This window comes from Nocardia sp. NPDC059691 (assembly GCF_042733915.1).
GTDB classification, from domain to species: domain Bacteria; phylum Actinomycetota; class Actinomycetes; order Mycobacteriales; family Mycobacteriaceae; genus Nocardia; species Nocardia sichangensis.
In genome coordinates, this window is sequence record NZ_JBHWFB010000003.1 from 60,282 (window position 1) to 76,962 (window position 16,681).

At 69.2% G+C, this 16,681-nt stretch carries 14 protein-coding genes; 1 reads left to right on the forward strand and 13 read right to left on the reverse strand.

The genetic code is table 11. The annotated features are described in order from the left end of the window. Positions 1 to 177: 177 nt before the first annotated feature. The 3 genes from ACFV2O_RS07395 to ACFV2O_RS07405 form a co-directional block, all read right to left on the reverse strand. Positions 178 to 1,185, reverse strand: coding sequence for an esterase/lipase family protein (locus ACFV2O_RS07395; RefSeq protein ID WP_379250946.1), 1,008 nt, complete (start codon positions 1,183 to 1,185; stop codon positions 178 to 180). 60 nt (positions 1,186 to 1,245) lie between these two features. After that, the gene (locus ACFV2O_RS07400; protein ID WP_379250947.1) at positions 1,246 to 1,887 is read right to left on the reverse strand and encodes a PadR family transcriptional regulator; all 642 of its coding nucleotides are present in this window, start codon (positions 1,885 to 1,887) and stop codon (positions 1,246 to 1,248) included. Positions 1,888 to 1,988: 101 nt separating this feature from the next. Then, positions 1,989 to 2,567 carry a TetR/AcrR family transcriptional regulator gene (locus tag ACFV2O_RS07405; protein ID WP_379250949.1) on the reverse strand — a complete coding sequence of 193 codons (579 nt, stop codon included), beginning with the start codon at positions 2,565 to 2,567 and terminating at the stop codon, positions 1,989 to 1,991. Between the two features lie 73 nt (positions 2,568 to 2,640). Between ACFV2O_RS07405 and ACFV2O_RS07410 the strand changes: the two genes are divergently transcribed. Beyond that, on the forward strand, positions 2,641 to 3,483 hold the full coding sequence (locus ACFV2O_RS07410; RefSeq protein ID WP_379250951.1) for an NAD(P)H-binding protein: 843 nt from the start codon (positions 2,641 to 2,643) through the stop codon (positions 3,481 to 3,483). 317 nt (positions 3,484 to 3,800) lie between these two features. Here ACFV2O_RS07410 and ACFV2O_RS07415 read toward each other — a convergent pair whose 3' ends face one another. The 10 genes from ACFV2O_RS07415 to ACFV2O_RS07460 all read right to left on the reverse strand — a co-directional run bounded on the left by ACFV2O_RS07415 (position 3,801) and on the right by ACFV2O_RS07460 (position 16,676). Next, positions 3,801 to 6,230, reverse strand: a complete 2,430-nt coding sequence (locus ACFV2O_RS07415; protein ID WP_379250953.1) for a primosomal protein N' — start codon at positions 6,228 to 6,230, stop codon at positions 3,801 to 3,803. A gap of 16 nt (positions 6,231 to 6,246) precedes the next feature. Further along, positions 6,247 to 7,458: a methionine adenosyltransferase gene (gene metK, locus ACFV2O_RS07420; RefSeq protein ID WP_379250955.1), complete on the reverse strand. Its 1,212-nt coding sequence runs from the start codon at positions 7,456 to 7,458 to the stop codon at positions 6,247 to 6,249. A gap of 229 nt (positions 7,459 to 7,687) precedes the next feature. Beyond that, positions 7,688 to 8,911: a bifunctional phosphopantothenoylcysteine decarboxylase/phosphopantothenate--cysteine ligase CoaBC gene (gene coaBC / locus ACFV2O_RS07425; protein ID WP_355070638.1), complete on the reverse strand. Its 1,224-nt coding sequence runs from the start codon at positions 8,909 to 8,911 to the stop codon at positions 7,688 to 7,690. Between the two features lie 44 nt (positions 8,912 to 8,955). Continuing rightward, complete coding sequence (gene rpoZ, locus ACFV2O_RS07430; RefSeq protein ID WP_355070636.1) at positions 8,956 to 9,231, reverse strand: DNA-directed RNA polymerase subunit omega; 276 nt, start codon at positions 9,229 to 9,231, stop codon at positions 8,956 to 8,958. A gap of 173 nt (positions 9,232 to 9,404) precedes the next feature. Further along, the gene (gmk, locus tag ACFV2O_RS07435; protein ID WP_379250957.1) at positions 9,405 to 9,989 is read right to left on the reverse strand and encodes a guanylate kinase; all 585 of its coding nucleotides are present in this window, start codon (positions 9,987 to 9,989) and stop codon (positions 9,405 to 9,407) included. 8 nt (positions 9,990 to 9,997) lie between these two features. Continuing rightward, positions 9,998 to 10,318, reverse strand: a complete 321-nt coding sequence (gene mihF, locus ACFV2O_RS07440; protein WP_028476708.1) for an integration host factor, actinobacterial type — start codon at positions 10,316 to 10,318, stop codon at positions 9,998 to 10,000. Positions 10,319 to 10,887: 569 nt separating this feature from the next. After that, a complete protein-coding gene (gene pyrF / locus ACFV2O_RS07445; RefSeq protein ID WP_379250959.1) occupies positions 10,888 to 11,712 on the reverse strand; it encodes an orotidine-5'-phosphate decarboxylase in 825 nt (274 codons plus the stop codon). Between the two features lie 25 nt (positions 11,713 to 11,737). Next, positions 11,738 to 15,046, reverse strand: a complete 3,309-nt coding sequence (carB, locus tag ACFV2O_RS07450) for a carbamoyl-phosphate synthase large subunit (RefSeq protein WP_379250961.1) — start codon at positions 15,044 to 15,046, stop codon at positions 11,738 to 11,740. After that, on the reverse strand, positions 15,046 to 16,158 hold the full coding sequence (gene carA, locus ACFV2O_RS07455) for a glutamine-hydrolyzing carbamoyl-phosphate synthase small subunit (RefSeq protein ID WP_379250963.1): 1,113 nt from the start codon (positions 16,156 to 16,158) through the stop codon (positions 15,046 to 15,048). Before carA ends, carB begins: the two co-directional genes overlap by 1 nt. Continuing rightward, on the reverse strand, positions 16,155 to 16,676 hold the full coding sequence (locus tag ACFV2O_RS07460) for a transporter (protein WP_379250965.1): 522 nt from the start codon (positions 16,674 to 16,676) through the stop codon (positions 16,155 to 16,157). Before ACFV2O_RS07460 ends, carA begins: the two co-directional genes overlap by 4 nt. Positions 16,677 to 16,681 lie beyond the last annotated feature (5 nt).

Genomic DNA, 16,681 nt, shown 5'->3' on the forward strand with positions numbered 1-16,681 from the left:
CGAACACAGGGCGAACTCGGCGACACGCACCGGCCACTCGGCGGTGGGCACGGCGTACGCCTCCGGCAGGCGGTCCGCTGCCTCGGCGTGCCTGTATCCGAGGTACCGGATCCGAGTCCGATCACCGTCTCCGGACCCCACAGCAGTCCGCGAACCAGGCGCCGCGGGCGGTTCCGGTCAGGAATGACCCGCGATGATGACCTCCGGGATACCGGTGCCGAGTGGGACCGGCCTGCACACCGGCGCCGGGCTGCCCGGATCCAGCAGGGTGAGCAGCAACTCCTGCACGAACGGGTCGTACACCATGTGGAAGTGCCCCGTGAGGTCGGCGGGACACAGGTCTTGCAGGGCGATGTTCCGCGCGCCGGGCCCGCGCAGCGCGATGTTCTCGAACGGCTGGATCATCTCGTCGACGTGGCTGCCGACGGTCACGTACCGCACCCCGGGCACCGTGTCGCCACCCGCGTTGAGATCGAGCATGAGCGGCGACCCCTCGGCCTGCTGCACGGCGGCGAGCGAAGTCACCTGAGCGAACGCCTGCAGAGCGCCCGGGATCGCCTCGGCGACCGGCACCAGCCCGTACATCACACCGCCGTAACTGGGCGATGCGAGGCCGACCCATTGCTCGACCTTCGGCGCACCGCCCAGTTTGTTGACGTAGTAACGCGTCACGTTCGCGCCCTGCGAGAACCCGACCAGATCGATCTTGTCCGCGTGGGTCGCCGCGAGCACTCGATCGACGAACGCACCGACCTGGTAGGCGCTGAGCACCAGATCCTCGGTGCCGTAGCTGTGCGCGCCGGGCTTGCCGCCGTAGTTCAGCGCGAACACGCAGAATCCGGCCGCGGTCAGCTGCGGCGCGATCCCCGACCAGTCGGAATAGGCTGTGGAGTCGGTCCCGTGCGCGAGCACCACCGGACGGGGATGCCGGGCGCTGGGCACGCAGCCGAAATCGTTGGTACCGCTGGGGACCGCGTTCGGATGACTCTTCTGATACCACGCGGCGGCCAGGTGGTCCGATTGCGGTGGAGCGGCGTACGTCGGCACGTCGGGCGGGCGGAAGCCGAGCGGCTCGGCCGACGCCACGCCCGGGCCGAGCGCGGCCACACCGGCCACCACGAAGGCCAGCACGGCATCACGCAAGTGTGAAACGCCCCAAGTTCCCGCTCGGATCGACTGTCGCATCTCACAATGATCCCTCTGATCGGCCCGAAATGCGCGCGGTATAGGGGTGTTTCGCGTCCCCTACTTCTCGGGGGTCTCGTCCTCGGCGAGGATGCGGTAAAGGGACTTGCGGGTCTCGGTGAGCAACTCCGCCGCCCGCGCCGCCTGCTGCGGGGTGCCTGCCGCCGCGACCTGTGCCACCGCCCCCATCAGCTGTCCGACGAGTGCGCGCAGGTCCATCGCCTGTGCGCCGACGTCCTGTTGCACGTCCGCCCACGGATCGCCCAGCTCGTCCCGGTGCGCGGCGACGTACTCGGCGCCGGACTCGGTGAGCTTCGCGGTCTTGCGCCCGGCGACCTTCTCGATGAGGACCAGGCCCTCGTCCTCCAGTTGCGCCAGCGCGGGGTAGATCGATCCGGGGCTCGGCCGCCAGATGTCGTTGCTGCGCCCACGGATCTGCTGGATCAGTTCGTAACCGTGCATGGGCTGCTCGGCGAGCAGCAACAACACGGCGGCGCGTACGTCACCACGCCTACCCCGGCCGCCGCGTCCGCGTCCGCGTCCGAAATGCGGGCCGAAGCCGGGACCGAAGCCCGGCCCGAACTCCGGGCCGAAGCCGTGACGTCCGCCCCGGCGAAAGCGCCGCCCGTGCTCGAAGCCCTCGTGACCGGGCACCGGCCCGCGGCCACGCCGGCCGAATTCTCGATGTTCTCGGTGTTCCATGTCAGCCTCCCAAGGCTCTCGTGTTCGAATCATGCTATCGACGATATATCGACAATGCATCGAATGCAAGGCTCGGTTTCGGCATCCGCGCCCAGCCGGAGTCAGCTCACCAGCGAATCGATCCAGCGCGACAGCCGCGCCCCTTCGGCGACCATCAGTCCGGGATCACGAAAAGTGTTGGTGAGCAGGGAAATCCCTTGATAAGCCGCGACATAGGCGATCGCGAGCTCCTTCGCGTCCGCGCGTCCCATCGCGGCGAACTGCCGTTCAGCCCAATCCACCAGCACGCGCATCACCTCGGCGGCCGCGGCATCGAGCCCGTCCCCCCGCTTGTCCAATTCCGAGGACAAAGTGCCGAACGGGCAGCCGTAACGCACGGTCTGCTCACGATCGGCGACCCATCCCGCGATCAGGGCCTTCAGCCGCCCCGAAGGCGTCTCGTGCCGGTCGCTCGCGGCGATCACGGCATCGAGAATGCGCGCGTGCGAGCCGATCGCCGCCTCGATGAGCTGGTCTTTCGTCTTGAAGTAGTAGTAGACGTTGCCGACCGGAACGTCCGCGGCACGCGCGATGTCGGCGATCGTCGTCTTCTCCACGCCCTGCTGATAGAACACCTGCACCGCGGCTTCGACCAGCCGCTCCCGCTTGCCCGATCCAGCCTTCGCCTGTGAGTCAGTCACACAACTAACTGTAGACAGCGCGGCGATGACCGGCTACCGTCTTTTTAGTCAGACAACTAACTAAGGAGTCACAATGATCGTGGTCACCGGAGCTACCGGGAATATCGGCGCGCCCCTCGTGCGGGCGCTGGCGGACGCCGGCGAGGAGGTGACAGCCGTCGCGCGGCATGCGGACCTTTCGCTGCCCGACGGAGTCCGCTCGGTTCGGGCCGATCTGGCTGAGCCGGAAAGCCTCTCCCCCGCTCTCGCGGGAGCCGACACCCTGTTTCTTCTGATCACCGGCGAGCAGTTGGTGGCGGGTCCGGAACCAGAGCAGGTGCTGAAAATCGCCGCCTCGGGAGGCGTGCGGCGCGTGGTCTTCGTGTCCTCGCAGGGCGTTGCCACTCGACCGGACGCGGCGGGATACGCCCGGCTCATCGCCTACGAACAGGCGATCAGGGACTCCGGGTTGGCCTGGACCTTCCTTCGGCCCGCCGGATTCTTCTCCAACACCTACGCGTGGGCGGACGCGGTGCGCACGCAGCGCCTGGTCGCAGCACCGTTCGGCGACGTCGGTCTTCCCTCGATCGATCCGGCCGACATCGCCGCGGTCGCAGCGGCGGCATTGCGCGACGACCGGCACGACGGACAGGTCTACACCCTGACCGGGCCCGAGCTCGCTACCCCGCGCGCCCAGGCCGAAGCACTCGGCGCGGCAGTCGGCGAGCCGCTCCGATTCGTGGAATTGACTCGGGCACAGGCCCGTTCGGCGATGCTCGACTTCATGCCCGAGCCGGTGGCCGACCACACGCTGACCATCCTCGGCGAGCCGACACCCGCCGAGCAGCGGATCAGCCCCGACGTGCCGCGTGTGCTCGGGCGCCCGGCCACGAAATACGCCGACTGGGCCGCTCGCAATCGAGCGGCCTTCGCCTGAAGCTCGGCCGAGCGCTGCGCTGTCGCGAGATGATCGCCGGCTTCGACGTTTCGCCGGCGCGAAACGGCGAGGCGGTCATGCTCACCCGTGCTGGGCGAGAACGAGGGCAGTCCACCTGGGCGGCGCGGGTCCGTTGCGGACGGTTCGCCGCGATAGCCCGAGACAAGCGCGCACGAGATTGATGGGGCGAAGCGAGCGGTACGATCCGTGCCCGGTCCGAGTACGGCGACCTTCTCCCGAGCCAGCCCGGGTGTCCGGAGGCGCTACCGAAGCCCATGCCGACGGGGCAGCGGTGGAGCCACCGACTCCGGTAGCCGTCAGCCGATGTCGACCGGGTCGATTTGCACGCGCAGGGGGGCGTCCGAACGGTGCGTGCTGCGAACCGCCTGAGCCGCGCGCAGGGCACGCGCGAGCGCCGCTCCGGAGCGGCGCTCGACCCGCAGCAGCAGGCGTTCGACTTCGGCGGGCGCATCGCCGGAGGAGAACGGTTTGCGGGCGCCGTCCGGCAGCGGCACTGGTCCGAGGCGGTCGACCGTATCCGGCAGGTCCGCCGCAGAGAGCAGTTCGGCGATCGTGTCGGCGGTGCCGTCGATCGCGGCGAGACGGACGGCAGGCGGGAAGCCGACCTCGGCCCGCGCCGCGACCTCGGCGCGCGCGGCGCCCACCGGATCCCATCGGACCAACGCCTGCACGGTGGGGATGGACGGCTCGGCCACGACGATGACCTGGCCGTGCGCGCGGACCAGCGCCGCGGCGGCCATCCAGCGGCGCAGCGCGTCCTCGGCGGCACGCAGGTCGGCTCGGCCGAGCAGCGCCCAGCCGTCGAGCAACAACGCGACACCGTAGCCGCCAGGAACCACCGACTCGGCGCCGACCGTAGCGACGACCACTTGCGGGCCCGGCTCCACGGTGTCGAGCACGGTGCCGCCGCCGGAAGCACGGATCGGTACGCCGGGAAACGCACGGCCGAGCTCCTCCGCCGTGCGCGCCGCTCCGATCACTACGGCGCGCAGTGCGCGCGACCCGCAGGTGGTGCAACGAAACGCGGTCTCGGTGATCCCGCACCAACGGCAAGCGGGACTCTGCGCGGCCGCGCCGGGGTCGGCGGCCGATCCGCGCGGTCCCCGAGCTTCCGGCAGCGCGAGCGGCCCGCCGCAGTGTCGGCATCGAGCAGGAGTACGGCATTTCCCGCAGGCCAGCGCGGGAATGTACCCACGACGCGGCACCTGTACCAGCACCGGCGCGCCTTCCTTCAGCGCGGCGCGGGCAGCCGCGAAGGCGACACCGGGAATTCGGACAGCACGGGCGACCGGATCGCGTTCCAGCGCGATATCGCTGTCGCCGGGGGCGCTGATGCGCGGCGTGGCCTTGCGCAGCACGGCACGATCGGCGACCAGATCGTGCGCCCAACCCGAATCGACCACCGCTTGGATCTCCGCGGTGCGCGCGAAACCCGCCGCGACGAAGGCCGCACCGGTTTCGTGCGCCCGCAACATCGCCACCTCACGCGCGTGCGGATACGGCGCACGCGGTTCGGCGTAGGTGTCGTCACCGTCGTCCCACAACGCGATCAGCCCGAGGTCCAACGCCGGTGCGAACACGGCGCTGCGCGTGCCCACCACCACTCGCGCCGAACCGCGCAGCACCGCGAGCCACCGCCGGTACCGAGCCGCTGGACCGAGACCGGCGGACAACCCGACTGCCGAGTCCCCCACCAGCCCAACGCATTCCGCGAGGACCCGGTCGAGGTCGCGTTGGTCGGGGACCATGAGGATCGCGCTGCGCCCCTGCCGCGCCACCACGGCGGCGAGCTCAGCCAGCCGTCGTGGCCAGTCCTCACCGGGCAGTGCCTGCCAGGCCGCGCGCGCCCCTTTCCGCTGGCCGAGGGCGGCGACGAACGCCGCCCCGTGGACGTACCGTTCCCAAGGCGCGAGATCTATGGCCGGAAACTCCGAATCGACGAAGGCGGTTCGGTCTTCGGCGTCGCCGCTCGCCTCCCCCGGGCCGCCCGAGTCCCCCGCGCCGGTTTGCCCGAGCTTCGGATGCGCACGTGCGGACGGCTCGGCATCGAGCTTCTCGTCGATCTCCGGCGCGGGCACATATCGGCCGGCGCCAGGGCTATCGCGCTTCGAATCCGGTTCCGCCGCAGCACCACTTTTCGGAGCCGCGCTGCTCACATCGGCCGAGTCAGCTTGCAGGTCAGAGGATTCCGGCGATGCAACGGGCAACTCTCCGGCGGACACGGAACTCGCCACGTCCGACCGCACGGGACCAATTGCGGCGGCGGGGTTTTCGTTCGCGGAATCGGCTCGGGCCGCAGCGGACTTCTTCCCGCCACCGGTTTCGGTGCGGGCGTGGCGCGGTGGTATCGCCAGACGCAGGACATCGGCACGCGTCCCCGCATATCGGGCCGCGACCTTGCCGGCCAGCTCCAGGATTTCGGGAGTCAACACGCGTTCGCCGGAGACGACGCGTTCCAGCTTGACCAGCTTTCCGCCGTGGTCACTGTGCCGCGATCGAGCCAGGAGATAGCCGTCGACCAGCCGACCGGCGAAACGGACCCGCACCCGGACCCCCGGCTGGGCGAGTTCGTCCAGCTCGGGAGGCACCAGGTAGTCGAAGTCGCGGTCGAGATGCGCGGGCGAGAGCAGCGGAAGCACCCTGGCGATCGGCAACTCCACGCCCGCGGGACCCGCGGCCGGACGGTCCGCCTCGGTGGCGGAGGTGTCCGCCGCGGGTTCGTTCACTCGGACCTGATCGAGGTCAGAGTCCGACGGCGGCGCGCAACTTGTCGGCGCGGTCGGTGTGCTCCCACGGCAGGTCCACGTCGGTGCGGCCGAAGTGGCCGTACGCGGCGGTCGGCGCGTAGATCGGACGCAGCAGGTCCAGGTCGCGGATGATGGCGCCGGGACGCAGGTCGAAGACCTCGGTGATAGCGGTGCTGATGCGCGCCGGGTCGATCTTCTCGGTGCCGAAGGTCTCGACGAACAAACCGACCGGAGCCGCCTTGCCGATCGCGTAGGCCACCTGGACCTCGACGCGGTCGGCCAGATCGGCCGCGACGACGTTCTTCGCGACCCAGCGCATGGCGTAGGCGGCGGAGCGGTCCACCTTCGACGGGTCCTTGCCCGAGAAAGCGCCGCCGCCGTGGCGGGCCATGCCGCCGTAGGTGTCGACGATGATCTTGCGGCCGGTCAGGCCCGCGTCGCCCATCGGGCCGCCCAGCACGAACTTGCCGGTGGGGTTGACCAGCAGGCGAATATCCGAGATGTCCAGGCTGGGCAGCTCGAGGTCGGCGAGCACCGCGTCGAGGACCTTCTCGCGGATGTCGGGCGCGAGCAGGTTGTCCAGGTCGATGTCGGCGGCGTGCTGGGTGGAGACGACCACCGTGTCCAAGCGGACCGGGCGATCACCGTCGTACTCGATGGTGACCTGGGTCTTGCCGTCCGGACGCAGGTAGGGCAGCACGCCGGTCTTGCGCACCTCGGTCAAGCGGCGCGACAACCGGTGCGCGAGCGCGATCGGCAGCGGCATCAGCTCGGGGGTGTCCTTGGTGGCGTAACCGAACATCAGGCCCTGATCGCCCGCACCCTGCCGCTCGATCTCGTCGTCGGAGCCGCCGATGCGCGCCTCGTGCGAGGTGTCCACACCCTGCGCGATATCCGGCGACTGCGCGCCGATCGCGATATTCACACCGCAGGAATTTCCGTCGAATCCCTTTGCCGACGAGTCATATCCGATTTCCAGGACCTTTTCCCGGACAATTCGGGGAATATCGGCGTACGCCGACGTGGTGACCTCACCCGCGACGTGGACCTGGCCGGTCGTCACGAGGGTTTCCACCGCGACCCGGCTGCGCGGATCCTCCGCGAGCAACGCGTCGAGAATGGAATCGCTGATGGCATCACAGATTTTGTCCGGATGACCTTCGGTCACGGACTCACTGGTGAAAAGCCGGCTCCCGGACGTGCGCACAGTTCTTCCCTCTCCCTCAACGGGTTACTCGTATCGGCTTGCGACAGTAACGCGATGTCGCGACTGCGCAACCCTTATATCTCAGCCTATTCCAAATCACCGACAGGGCGGACCTCAACGCCGCGGCCATCCCGGACAGCTGAACTCCCGGTGTCGTGCCGGTGCCGAATTGACGACGGCGCCGCGAACGACGGACCGGATGGCAATCCTGGCAGGGACGCGGCCCGGCTCAGCGCAGCAACACGCTCAGCGCGTCGAGCACACGGCTGGCCAGCAACGCCTTGGAGCCGTGATCGAGCGCCTGCTCGGTGCCGTCCGCGCCCAGCAACCAGCCGTCGTTGGTGTCCACCTCGAACGCCTTGCCCTCGCCGACCGCGTTGACCACGAGCAGGTCGCACCCCTTGCGTGCGAGCTTGGCCCGCGCGTGGGTGAGAACATCGCCGTGCTCGTCACCGGTCTCGGCGGCGAAACCGACGATCGCGGTGCCGGGCAACTGCCCGTCGCGGCGCGCCTGCACCAAGCCGGCGAGGATGTCGTCGGTCTTGGTCAGCGGAATGACGTCGGGCTCGCCTGCGCCCTTCTTGATCTTGGCGGCGGCGACGTTGGTCGGCCGGAAATCGGCGACCGCCGCGGCCATGATCACCGCGTCGGCGCCGACGGCGTGCTTGTCGACGGCGGTCTTCAGCTGTTCGGCGGTGGTGATGTGCACCAGGTCGACGGCGGCGGGCGCCGCCATCTCGATCGTGTTGCCCGCGATCAACGTCACGTGGGCGCCGCGCTGGGCCGCGACCCGCGCGAGCGCGTAGCCCTGCTTGCCGGAGCTGCGGTTGCCCAGGAAACGCACCGGATCCAGCGGCTCCCTGGTGCCGCCCGCCGTGATGACGACCCGGCGGCCCGCCAGATCCCGCGGGATCGCGTCGGCACGCTCCATGAGCAGCGACGCGAGGCCGAAGATCTCCTCGGGCTCGGGCAGCCGTCCGGGGCCGGTGTCGGCGCCGGTGAGCCGGCCCGCCGCGGGCTCCATGACGATCGCACCGCGGGCGCGCAAGGTCGCGACGTTGGCGACGGTCGCCGGATGCTCCCACATCTCGGTGTGCATCGCGGGCGCGAACAAGATCGGACATCGGGCCGTCAGCAGCGTGGCGGTGAGCAAGTCGTCGGCGCGGCCGGACGCGGCACGGGCCATCAGGTCGGCGGTCGCCGGGGCGATGACCACGAGGTCCGCCTCCTGGCCCAGCCGAACATGCGGCACCTCGGGCACGTCGGAGAACACGCCGGTGTGCACCGGGTTCCCGGACAGTGCCTCGAAGGTCGCCTTGCCGACGAACTCCAGCGCCGAGGTGGTGGGGATCACCCGGACGTCATGTCCGGTCTCGGTGAATCGCCGGACCAGAGAACACGCCTTGTAGGCGGCGATGCCTCCGGCTACACCGACGACGATCCTTGTGGTCACTACGCCTCCGGCCTAGTAGTGGTCACGGCGAACCGGGGTTCGCCTCACTCGCCTTCGGAGTGCTCGAGCAGGTCGGAGTGGATCTCGCGCAGGGCGACCGACAGCGGCTTCTCCTGCAGACCCGGCTCGACCAGCGGGCCGACGTACTCGAGGATGCCGTCGCCGAGCTGGTTGTAGTAGTCGTTGATCTGCCTGGCCCGCTTGGCCGCGTAGATGACCAGGGCGTACTTGGACGACGTGCGCTCCAGCAACTCGTCGATCGGCGGGTTGGTGAGGCCGACCGGCGTGTCGTAAGCGGGCGCGGTCTTGGTGTCCGTCACTAGGAAGACTCCTGCTGTGGTCGGTCGGATGAACGAGGGGCCCTGCGAGTGCGGCGGCGTGCCGCCTCCGGGCCTGGTCACTCATGCCGGAGTGGATTGCGCATGCGCGAAGGGCCCTACGTGAATACGCAGGCTACCTCCTCCGGGCCTGATCGCTCATGCGCAGGTGGGGGTCACGAACTCGAATTTGTGCTAACGAACAACGATACCAACTGCTCACAGGCGCTGGTCACCTCGTCGTTGACGATAACCATGTCGAACTCGTCACAGGCCGCCAGCTCGATCCTGGCCGTCTCCAAGCGACGCTCGATCACCTCGGGCGACTCGGTGCCGCGCGAGGTCAGTCGCGCCACCAACTCGTCCCAGCTCGGCGGGGCAAGGAAAACCAGAATCGCGTCGGGGATCGCCCGGCGCACCGATCGCGCGCCCTCGAGATCCACTTCGACCAGTACCGGAAGGCCCTCCGCCAGCGCGGCGCGCACCGGCCCGGCGGGGGTGCCCGAACGCTGCAACCCGCCGTGGATGTCCGCCCACTCGAGCAGTTCATCCGCCTCGATCATCGCGTCGAACTCCGCACGGGAGACGAAGTGGTAGTCAAGGCCGTCGACCTCCCCGGGCCGCGGGGCCCGGGTCGTTGCCGACACGCTGAAGACCAGGTAGGGCAGTCGTTCGCGGACACAGCGGACCACGGTGGACTTGCCCACGGCCGAGGGGCCGACCAGTACGACCAGTCGACCCTTCCGCGTGTGTTCGATCACCCTCGTCGTCAGGCGTCGAAGTCGAACCGGGCCAGCAGCGCCTTACGCTGCCGGTCGCCGAGTCCGCGCAGCCGCCGGGTGGGGGCGATCTCCAGCTCGCTCATGATCTCCGCCGCCTTGACCTTGCCCACCTTCGGCAGGGCCTCCAGCAGCGCCGACACCTTCATCTTGCCGAGGATCTCGTCGGTCTCGGCGTCGGTGAGCACCTGCTTCAGGTTGGTGCCGCCACGCTTCAAGCGCTCCTTGAGCTCCGCCCGAGCGCGGCGAGCGGCAGCCGCCTTCTCCAAAGCAGCGGCGCGCTGCTCGTCAGTCAGCTGGGGAAGGGCCACGGTTCCTCCGTCTCATCGTTCATTGCATTCAACTCCTGCCGGTAACCCGGCAGTCTCAGCGACCGTACCCACGACGTCCGCCGATTGCGAACCCACCCCCCAGGTCAGCGCATGATTCCGGATACGGACCGCACCACGGCGGCCCGGCGCCGGTGCCGCCCGCGCCATCGAGCGCATCGCGATACCGAATCAGCGAAATGTGCCGCCATCAGGGCGTTTTCGACAAACCAAATGGTTTGCGGAAGGGTTGCGAGACGGCAGCGCATCTCTCCAGCAACCCCTCACGCGCCCTACCAGGAACTTTCTGGAAATTCTCCGCGTGTCGCGAGTTTTTTGCGCGTGTCGGGCGTCACATCCGAGCCGTTTCGGCCGCCATGACCGGCATCCGGTGCCGGATACCGGCCCTGTACGTCGGTCCAGGAGCGTTGTGCCCATCCGTGCACCGATCGGCCCCGAAATCAGCGCAGGAGCGCGCACAGGCCCCGCTAAGGGGCACGTGTGTGCGAACACCTGCACGCTCGAGGGACGGAAACGACGAAGGCCGGCGCGGATGCGCCGGCCTTTCGCGGTCATTTCTGGAGGAACGCGAACGCGTCCTGGAAACCGTGCACTCTGGCACGCAGTGCCGGAACGGTGGGCCCGTCCCTCAGCACCTCCCGCGAGACGTTCGGCACGACGGCCGGGAGCATCGCCTTCGGGACCAGCTCCCTGATGGTTTCCGGGCCGCCGCCTTGGGCGCCAACCCCTGGCATGAGGATCGGGCCGTTGAGCGCGGAGAGATCTGGTGCCTCGCTGAGCGTGGCGCCGACCACAACGCCGACCGAACCGAACTCCCCGCCCGCGTTGCGCGCCGCTGCCTCGTCGACCATGGTCTGCGCGACCGTGCGGCCGTCCGCCGCGACCGACCGCTGCACCTGCGCTCCCTCGGGGTTCGAGGTCGCCGCGAGCACGAAGACGCCGCGGTGGCCTGCCTCGGCGAGCGTCAGCGCCGGTGCCAGCGAACCGAAGCCAAGATACGGCGAGACCGTGACCGCGTCGGACCCGAGCGGGCCGTCGGCCAGCCAGGTCCGCGCGTAGGCGTCCATGGTGGACCCGATATCGCCGCGTTTGGCGTCGGCGAGCACCAAGGTTCCCGAGGCCCGCAGCACCTCGATGGTGCGCTCCAGGACCGCGATGCCGCCGGAGCCGTGGGCTTCGAAGAACGCGACCTGCGGCTTGACCAGTGCGACGAGGCCGTCGAACGCCTCCACGCAGATCTCGGCGAACCGCTCGAGTCCCTCGACGTCTTCGGTCAGTCCCCAGGACCGCAGCAGTTCCGGGTGCGGGTCGATGCCGACGCACACCGGCCCCAGTTGCCGCATCGCGTGCCGCAGGCGGTCGCCGAAGGTCTTCATCGCACCCGTTCCGTCCGGTCGCGGCTCACCCACGCAGCACCGAGTGCAGTTCCTGCAGCGACCGCACGCCGATGCCACCGTTGATGCTGGCCTCGATGCCCTGCACCGCGGCCGCCGCACCCTGCACGGTGGTGATGCACGGGATGTTCACCCCGACCGCCGCGCTGCGGATCTCGTAGCCGTCCACGCGAGGGCCGGAGTTGCCGTAAGGCGTGTTGAACACCATGTCGACCTCGCCGTCGCGGATCTGCTCCACGATCGTCGGCTCGTCGTCCGGCCCCACTTCGGAGTGCTTGCGCACCTGCTCGCACGGAATCCCGTTGCGGCGCAGCATCTCCGCCGTGCCCTCGGTGGCGAGGATGCGGAAGCCGAGGTCGTGCAGGCGCTTCACCGGGAAGACCATCGCGCGCTTGTCCCGGTTGGCGATCGAGACGAACACGGTGCCCTCGGTGGGCAGCGAGCCGTAGGCGGCGGTCTGACTCTTGGCGAAGGCGGTGCCGAAATCGGCGTCGATGCCCATCACCTCGCCGGTCGACTTCATCTCCGGCGAGAGCAGCGAATCCACGCCGCTGCCGTCGGCGCGCCGGAAGCGGTGGAACGGCAGCACGGCCTCCTTGACCGCGACCGGAGCGTCCAGCGCGACGTGCCCGCCGTCGCCCTCGCTCGGCAGCATGCCCTCCTTGCGGAGTTCGGCGATGGTGGCGCCCAGCATGATCCGCGCGGCGGCCTTGGCCAGCGGCACCGCGGTGGCCTTCGACACGAACGGAACCGTCCGGCTCGCGCGCGGATTGGCCTCCAGAACGTAGAGCACGTCGTCCTTGAGCGCGTACTGCACGTTGAGCAGGCCGCGGACGCCGATGCCCTTGGCGAGCGCGACGGTCGAGCGGCGCACCGACTCGATATCGCTGCGGCCCAAAGTGATCGGGGGCAGCGCGCAGGCGGAGTCACCGGAGTGGATGCCCGCCTCCTCGATGTGCTCCATCACGCCGCCGAGGTAGACCTCCTCGCCGTCGCACAGCGCGTCGACGTCGATCTCGATCGCGTCCTCCAGGAACCGGTCGACCAGCACCGGGTGCTCCGGGCTCAGCTCGGTGGCCCGGGAGATGTAGCCCTCCAAGGAGTTCTCGTCGTAGACGATCTCCATACCGCGGCCGCCGAGCACGTAGGAGGGGCGCACCAGCACCGGGTAGCCGATGTCGTTGGCGATCTTGCGCGCCTGCGCGAAGGTGGTCGCGGTGCCGTACTTCGGCGCGGGCAGACCGGCCGCGACCAGCACGTCACCGAATTCGCCTCGGTCCTCGGCCAGGTCGATCGCGGACGCGCTGGTACCGACCACCGGCACGCCCGCCGCGGTGAGCCGCTGCGCGAGGCCGAGCGGGGTCTGCCCGCCCAGCTGCACGATGACACCGGCGACGGTGCCGGACTCGCACTCGGAGTGGTAGACCTCGAGCACGTCTTCGAAAGTCAGCGGCTCGAAGTAGAGGCGATCGGCGGTGTCGTAGTCGGTGGAGACGGTCTCGGGGTTGCAGTTGACCATCACCGTCTCGTATCCGGCCTTCGACAGCGTCTGCGCCGCGTGCACACACGAGTAGTCGAACTCGATGCCCTGGCCGATGCGGTTCGGCCCGGACCCGAGAATGATCACCTTCTCGCGTTCGGGCTGCGGCGCCACCTCGGACTCGGCCGCGGGATCGAGCTCGTAGGCCGAGTAGTGGTACGGGGTCTTGGCCTCGAACTCGGCGGCGCAGGTGTCGACCGTCTTGAAGACCGGGCGGACCCCGAGCCGGTGACGCAGGGTGCGCACACCGCTCTCCCCTGCCAGTTCGGGTCGCAGCGCGGCCAGCTGACGATCGGACAGGCCGTAGTGCTTGGCCCGCCGCAACAGCGGTTCGTCCAGCACGGGCGCGTCGAGGATCTCCCGGCGCAACTCGACCAGACCGGCCACCTCCGCGACGAACCACGGGTCGATGCCGGAGGCGGCGGCGACGTCCTCGATGCTCGCGCCCAGCCGCAGCACCCGCTCCACCTGGTAGATGCGCCCTTCGGTGGGCGTGCGCAGGTCTTCGAGGATCGCTTCGACGTCGGTCCACGCGCCGTCGTCCTGGGTCCAGAAGCCCGCGGCCTTGGTCTCCAGCGAACGCAGCACCTTGCCGAGCGCCTCGGAGAAGTTGCGGCCGAGGGACATGGCCTCGCCCACGGACTTCATGGTGGTGGTCAGCGTGCCGTCGGCGCCGGGGAACTTCTCGAACGCGAACCGCGGGGCCTTGACGACCACGTAGTCGAGGGTCGGCTCGAAGCAGGCCGGGGTTTCCTTGGTGATGTCGTTGACGATCTCGTCGAGCGTGTAGCCGATGGCCAGTTTGGCGGCGATCTTCGCGATCGGGAAGCCGGTCGCCTTCGACGCCAGCGCGGACGAACGCGACACGCGCGGATTCATCTCGATGACGATCAGGCGGCCGTCGCGCGGGTCCACCGCAAACTGGATGTTGCAGCCGCCGGTGTCGACGCCGACCTCGCGCAGGATGGCGATGCCGAGATCACGCAACTTCTGGTACTCGCGGTCGGTGAGCGTCATCGCCGGGGCGACGGTCATCGAGTCGCCGGTGTGCACGCCCATCGGGTCGACGTTCTCGATCGAGCAGACCACCACGACGTTGTCGCGACCGTCCCGCATCAGCTCGAGCTCGTATTCCTTCCAGCCGAGGATGGACTCCTCGATCAGGACGTTCGCGGTGGGCGAGGCGGCCAGGCCGCCGCCGGCGATGCGATCGAGGTCTTCCTCGTTGTAGGCCATGCCGGAACCGAGGCCGCCCATGGTGAACGACGGGCGCACCACCACGGGGTAGCCGAGTTCGGCGACCGTATCGCGGACCTCGTCCATGGTGAAGCAGACCCGGGAGCGGGCGCTCTCGCCGCCCACCTTGGCCACGATGTCCTTGAACTTCTGCCGATCCTCACCGCGCTGGATGGCGTCGAAGTCGGCGCCGATGAGTTCCACGCCGTACTTCGCCAGCACTCCGCGCTCGTGCAGCGCGACCGCGGTGTTCAGCGCGGTCTGGCCACCGAGGGTGGCCAGGATGGCGTCCGGACGCTCCTTCTCGATCACCTTCTCCACGAACTCCGGCGTGATCGGCTCCACGTAGGTGGAGTCGGCGAACTCCGGATCGGTCATGATCGTCGCCGGGTTCGAGTTGACCAGCGACACCCGCAGGCCCTCGGCCCGCAGCACCCGGCACGCCTGCGTGCCGGAGTAGTCGAATTCGCACGCCTGGCCGATGACGATCGGGCCAGAACCGATCACCAGGATGTGCTCGAGATCCTCGCGGCGAGGCATCAGGCTCCTTCCATGAGACCGGCGAAACGGTCGAACAGGTACGCGGCGTCGTGGGGTCCGGCGGCGGCTTCCGGGTGGTACTGCACGGAGAAGGCGCGGCCGTCGACCAGCCGGACGCCCTCGACCGTGCCGTCGTTGGCGCAGACGTGACTCACCTCGGCCGTGCCGAAGGGGGTGTCGAACCGCTCGCCCCGCTCGCCTTCCAGCGCGAACCCGTGGTTCTGCGCGGTGATCGAGATCCGGCCGGTCTCGTGCTCCACCACCGGGACGTTGATGCCGCGGTGGCCGAACTTCATCTTGTAGGTGCCCCGGCCGAGCGCGCGGCCGAGGATCTGGTTGCCGAAGCAGATACCGAACAGCGGCAGGCCCTCGCCCAGCACGCCACGGGTCAACTCGACCGCCGCGTCGGCGGTGGCCGGGTCGCCTGGACCGTTGGACAGGAAGACCCCGTCGGGCTTCAGTTCGAGGATCTGGTCCAGCGTGGTGTTCGAGGACACCACGTGCACCCGCATGCCGCGCTGCGCGAACATGCGCGGGGTGTTGGTCTTGATCCCGAGATCGACCGCGACGACCGTGCGGCGATGGTCGCCCTCCGGCTCGATCGTGTAGAGCGCGTCGGTGGTCACCTCGCCGGCGAGGTCGGCGCCCAGCATGGACGGCTGACCGTTCACTCGGTCCACCAGTTCGTCCGCGGCGGCGAGCGCGTCGCCGGAGAAGATGCCCGCCTTCATCGAACCGCGCGTGCGCAGATGACGTACCAGCGCGCGGGTGTCGATGCCCGCGATGCCGACGATCCGCTGACGTTCCAGCTCGTCCGGCAGCGTCCTGGTGGCGCGCCAGTTGGAGGCGCGCCGCGCCGGGTCGCGCACCGCGTACCCGGCGACCCAGATCTTCGTGGACTCGTCGTCCTCGTCGTTCCAGCCGGTGTTGCCGATCTGCGGCGCGGCGGCCACCACGATCTGGCGGTGGTAGGACGGGTCGGTGAGGGTCTCCTGGTACCCGGTCATCGCGGTGCAGAACACCGCCTCACCGAGCGTCTGGCCCACGGCGCCGTAGGCCTGGCCGCGGAACACCCGGCCGTCCTCCAGCACGAGTGCTGCTTCTCCTGTCATCCCTCGTCATCTCCCGTCATCGTCCCGCTCTGATCCGCCGCGGGAAGCCTGCGCCAAGCCGGGTAGACCGACTTGTCGTCGCCGCGGAAACCCGTATCGATCTCGGTTCCCGTCGGCAGCTTCCAGCGAATGACCAGCACACCATCTTCCGTCATCACTTTGCCTGCGTGCCCGCGTTCGGTGCGCACCGCGGTGATGGATTCGTCCGGAATCCAGATCACCGTCGCGCCGTCGCGTTCGAGCAGAATCCCCTTTTCGAACCGCGTGAGTTCCGCGGTGGCCCGGAAACCCAGATCGCCGACGGTGATCCGGTCCTGCCAGCTCGGCGCGATGGTGCTGCCCAAGTACAGGCCGGTGGTCGGCTCCAATACCTGCGCACCCAGTTCCGCCGGCACGGTGGGCAGCGTGCCGATGCGCTCGGCTTGGCGCGCCGCGCGGTTGCGCCAGCCCCGGTACATCAGCCACAGGCAGGCCGCGAACAGGATCAGCAGCCCGACCACCCAGAGTGTTCTCTCCACTACGA

Excerpts from the sequence above, each read along its gene's own strand:
- pyrF (WP_379250959.1), bottom strand. The coding sequence starts at position 11,712 with ATGAAGACCTTCGGCGACCGCCTGCGGCACGCGATGCGGCAACTGGGG.
- ACFV2O_RS07395 (WP_379250946.1), bottom strand. The coding sequence starts at position 1,185 with ATGCGACAGTCGATCCGAGCGGGAACTTGGGGCGTTTCACACTTGCGT.
- carA (WP_379250963.1), bottom strand. The coding sequence starts at position 16,158 with ATGACAGGAGAAGCAGCACTCGTGCTGGAGGACGGCCGGGTGTTCCGC.
- carB (WP_379250961.1), bottom strand. The coding sequence starts at position 15,046 with ATGCCTCGCCGCGAGGATCTCGAGCACATCCTGGTGATCGGTTCTGGC.
- ACFV2O_RS07400 (WP_379250947.1), bottom strand. The coding sequence starts at position 1,887 with ATGGAACACCGAGAACATCGAGAATTCGGCCGGCGTGGCCGCGGGCCG.
- ACFV2O_RS07410 (WP_379250951.1), top strand. The coding sequence starts at position 2,641 with ATGATCGTGGTCACCGGAGCTACCGGGAATATCGGCGCGCCCCTCGTG.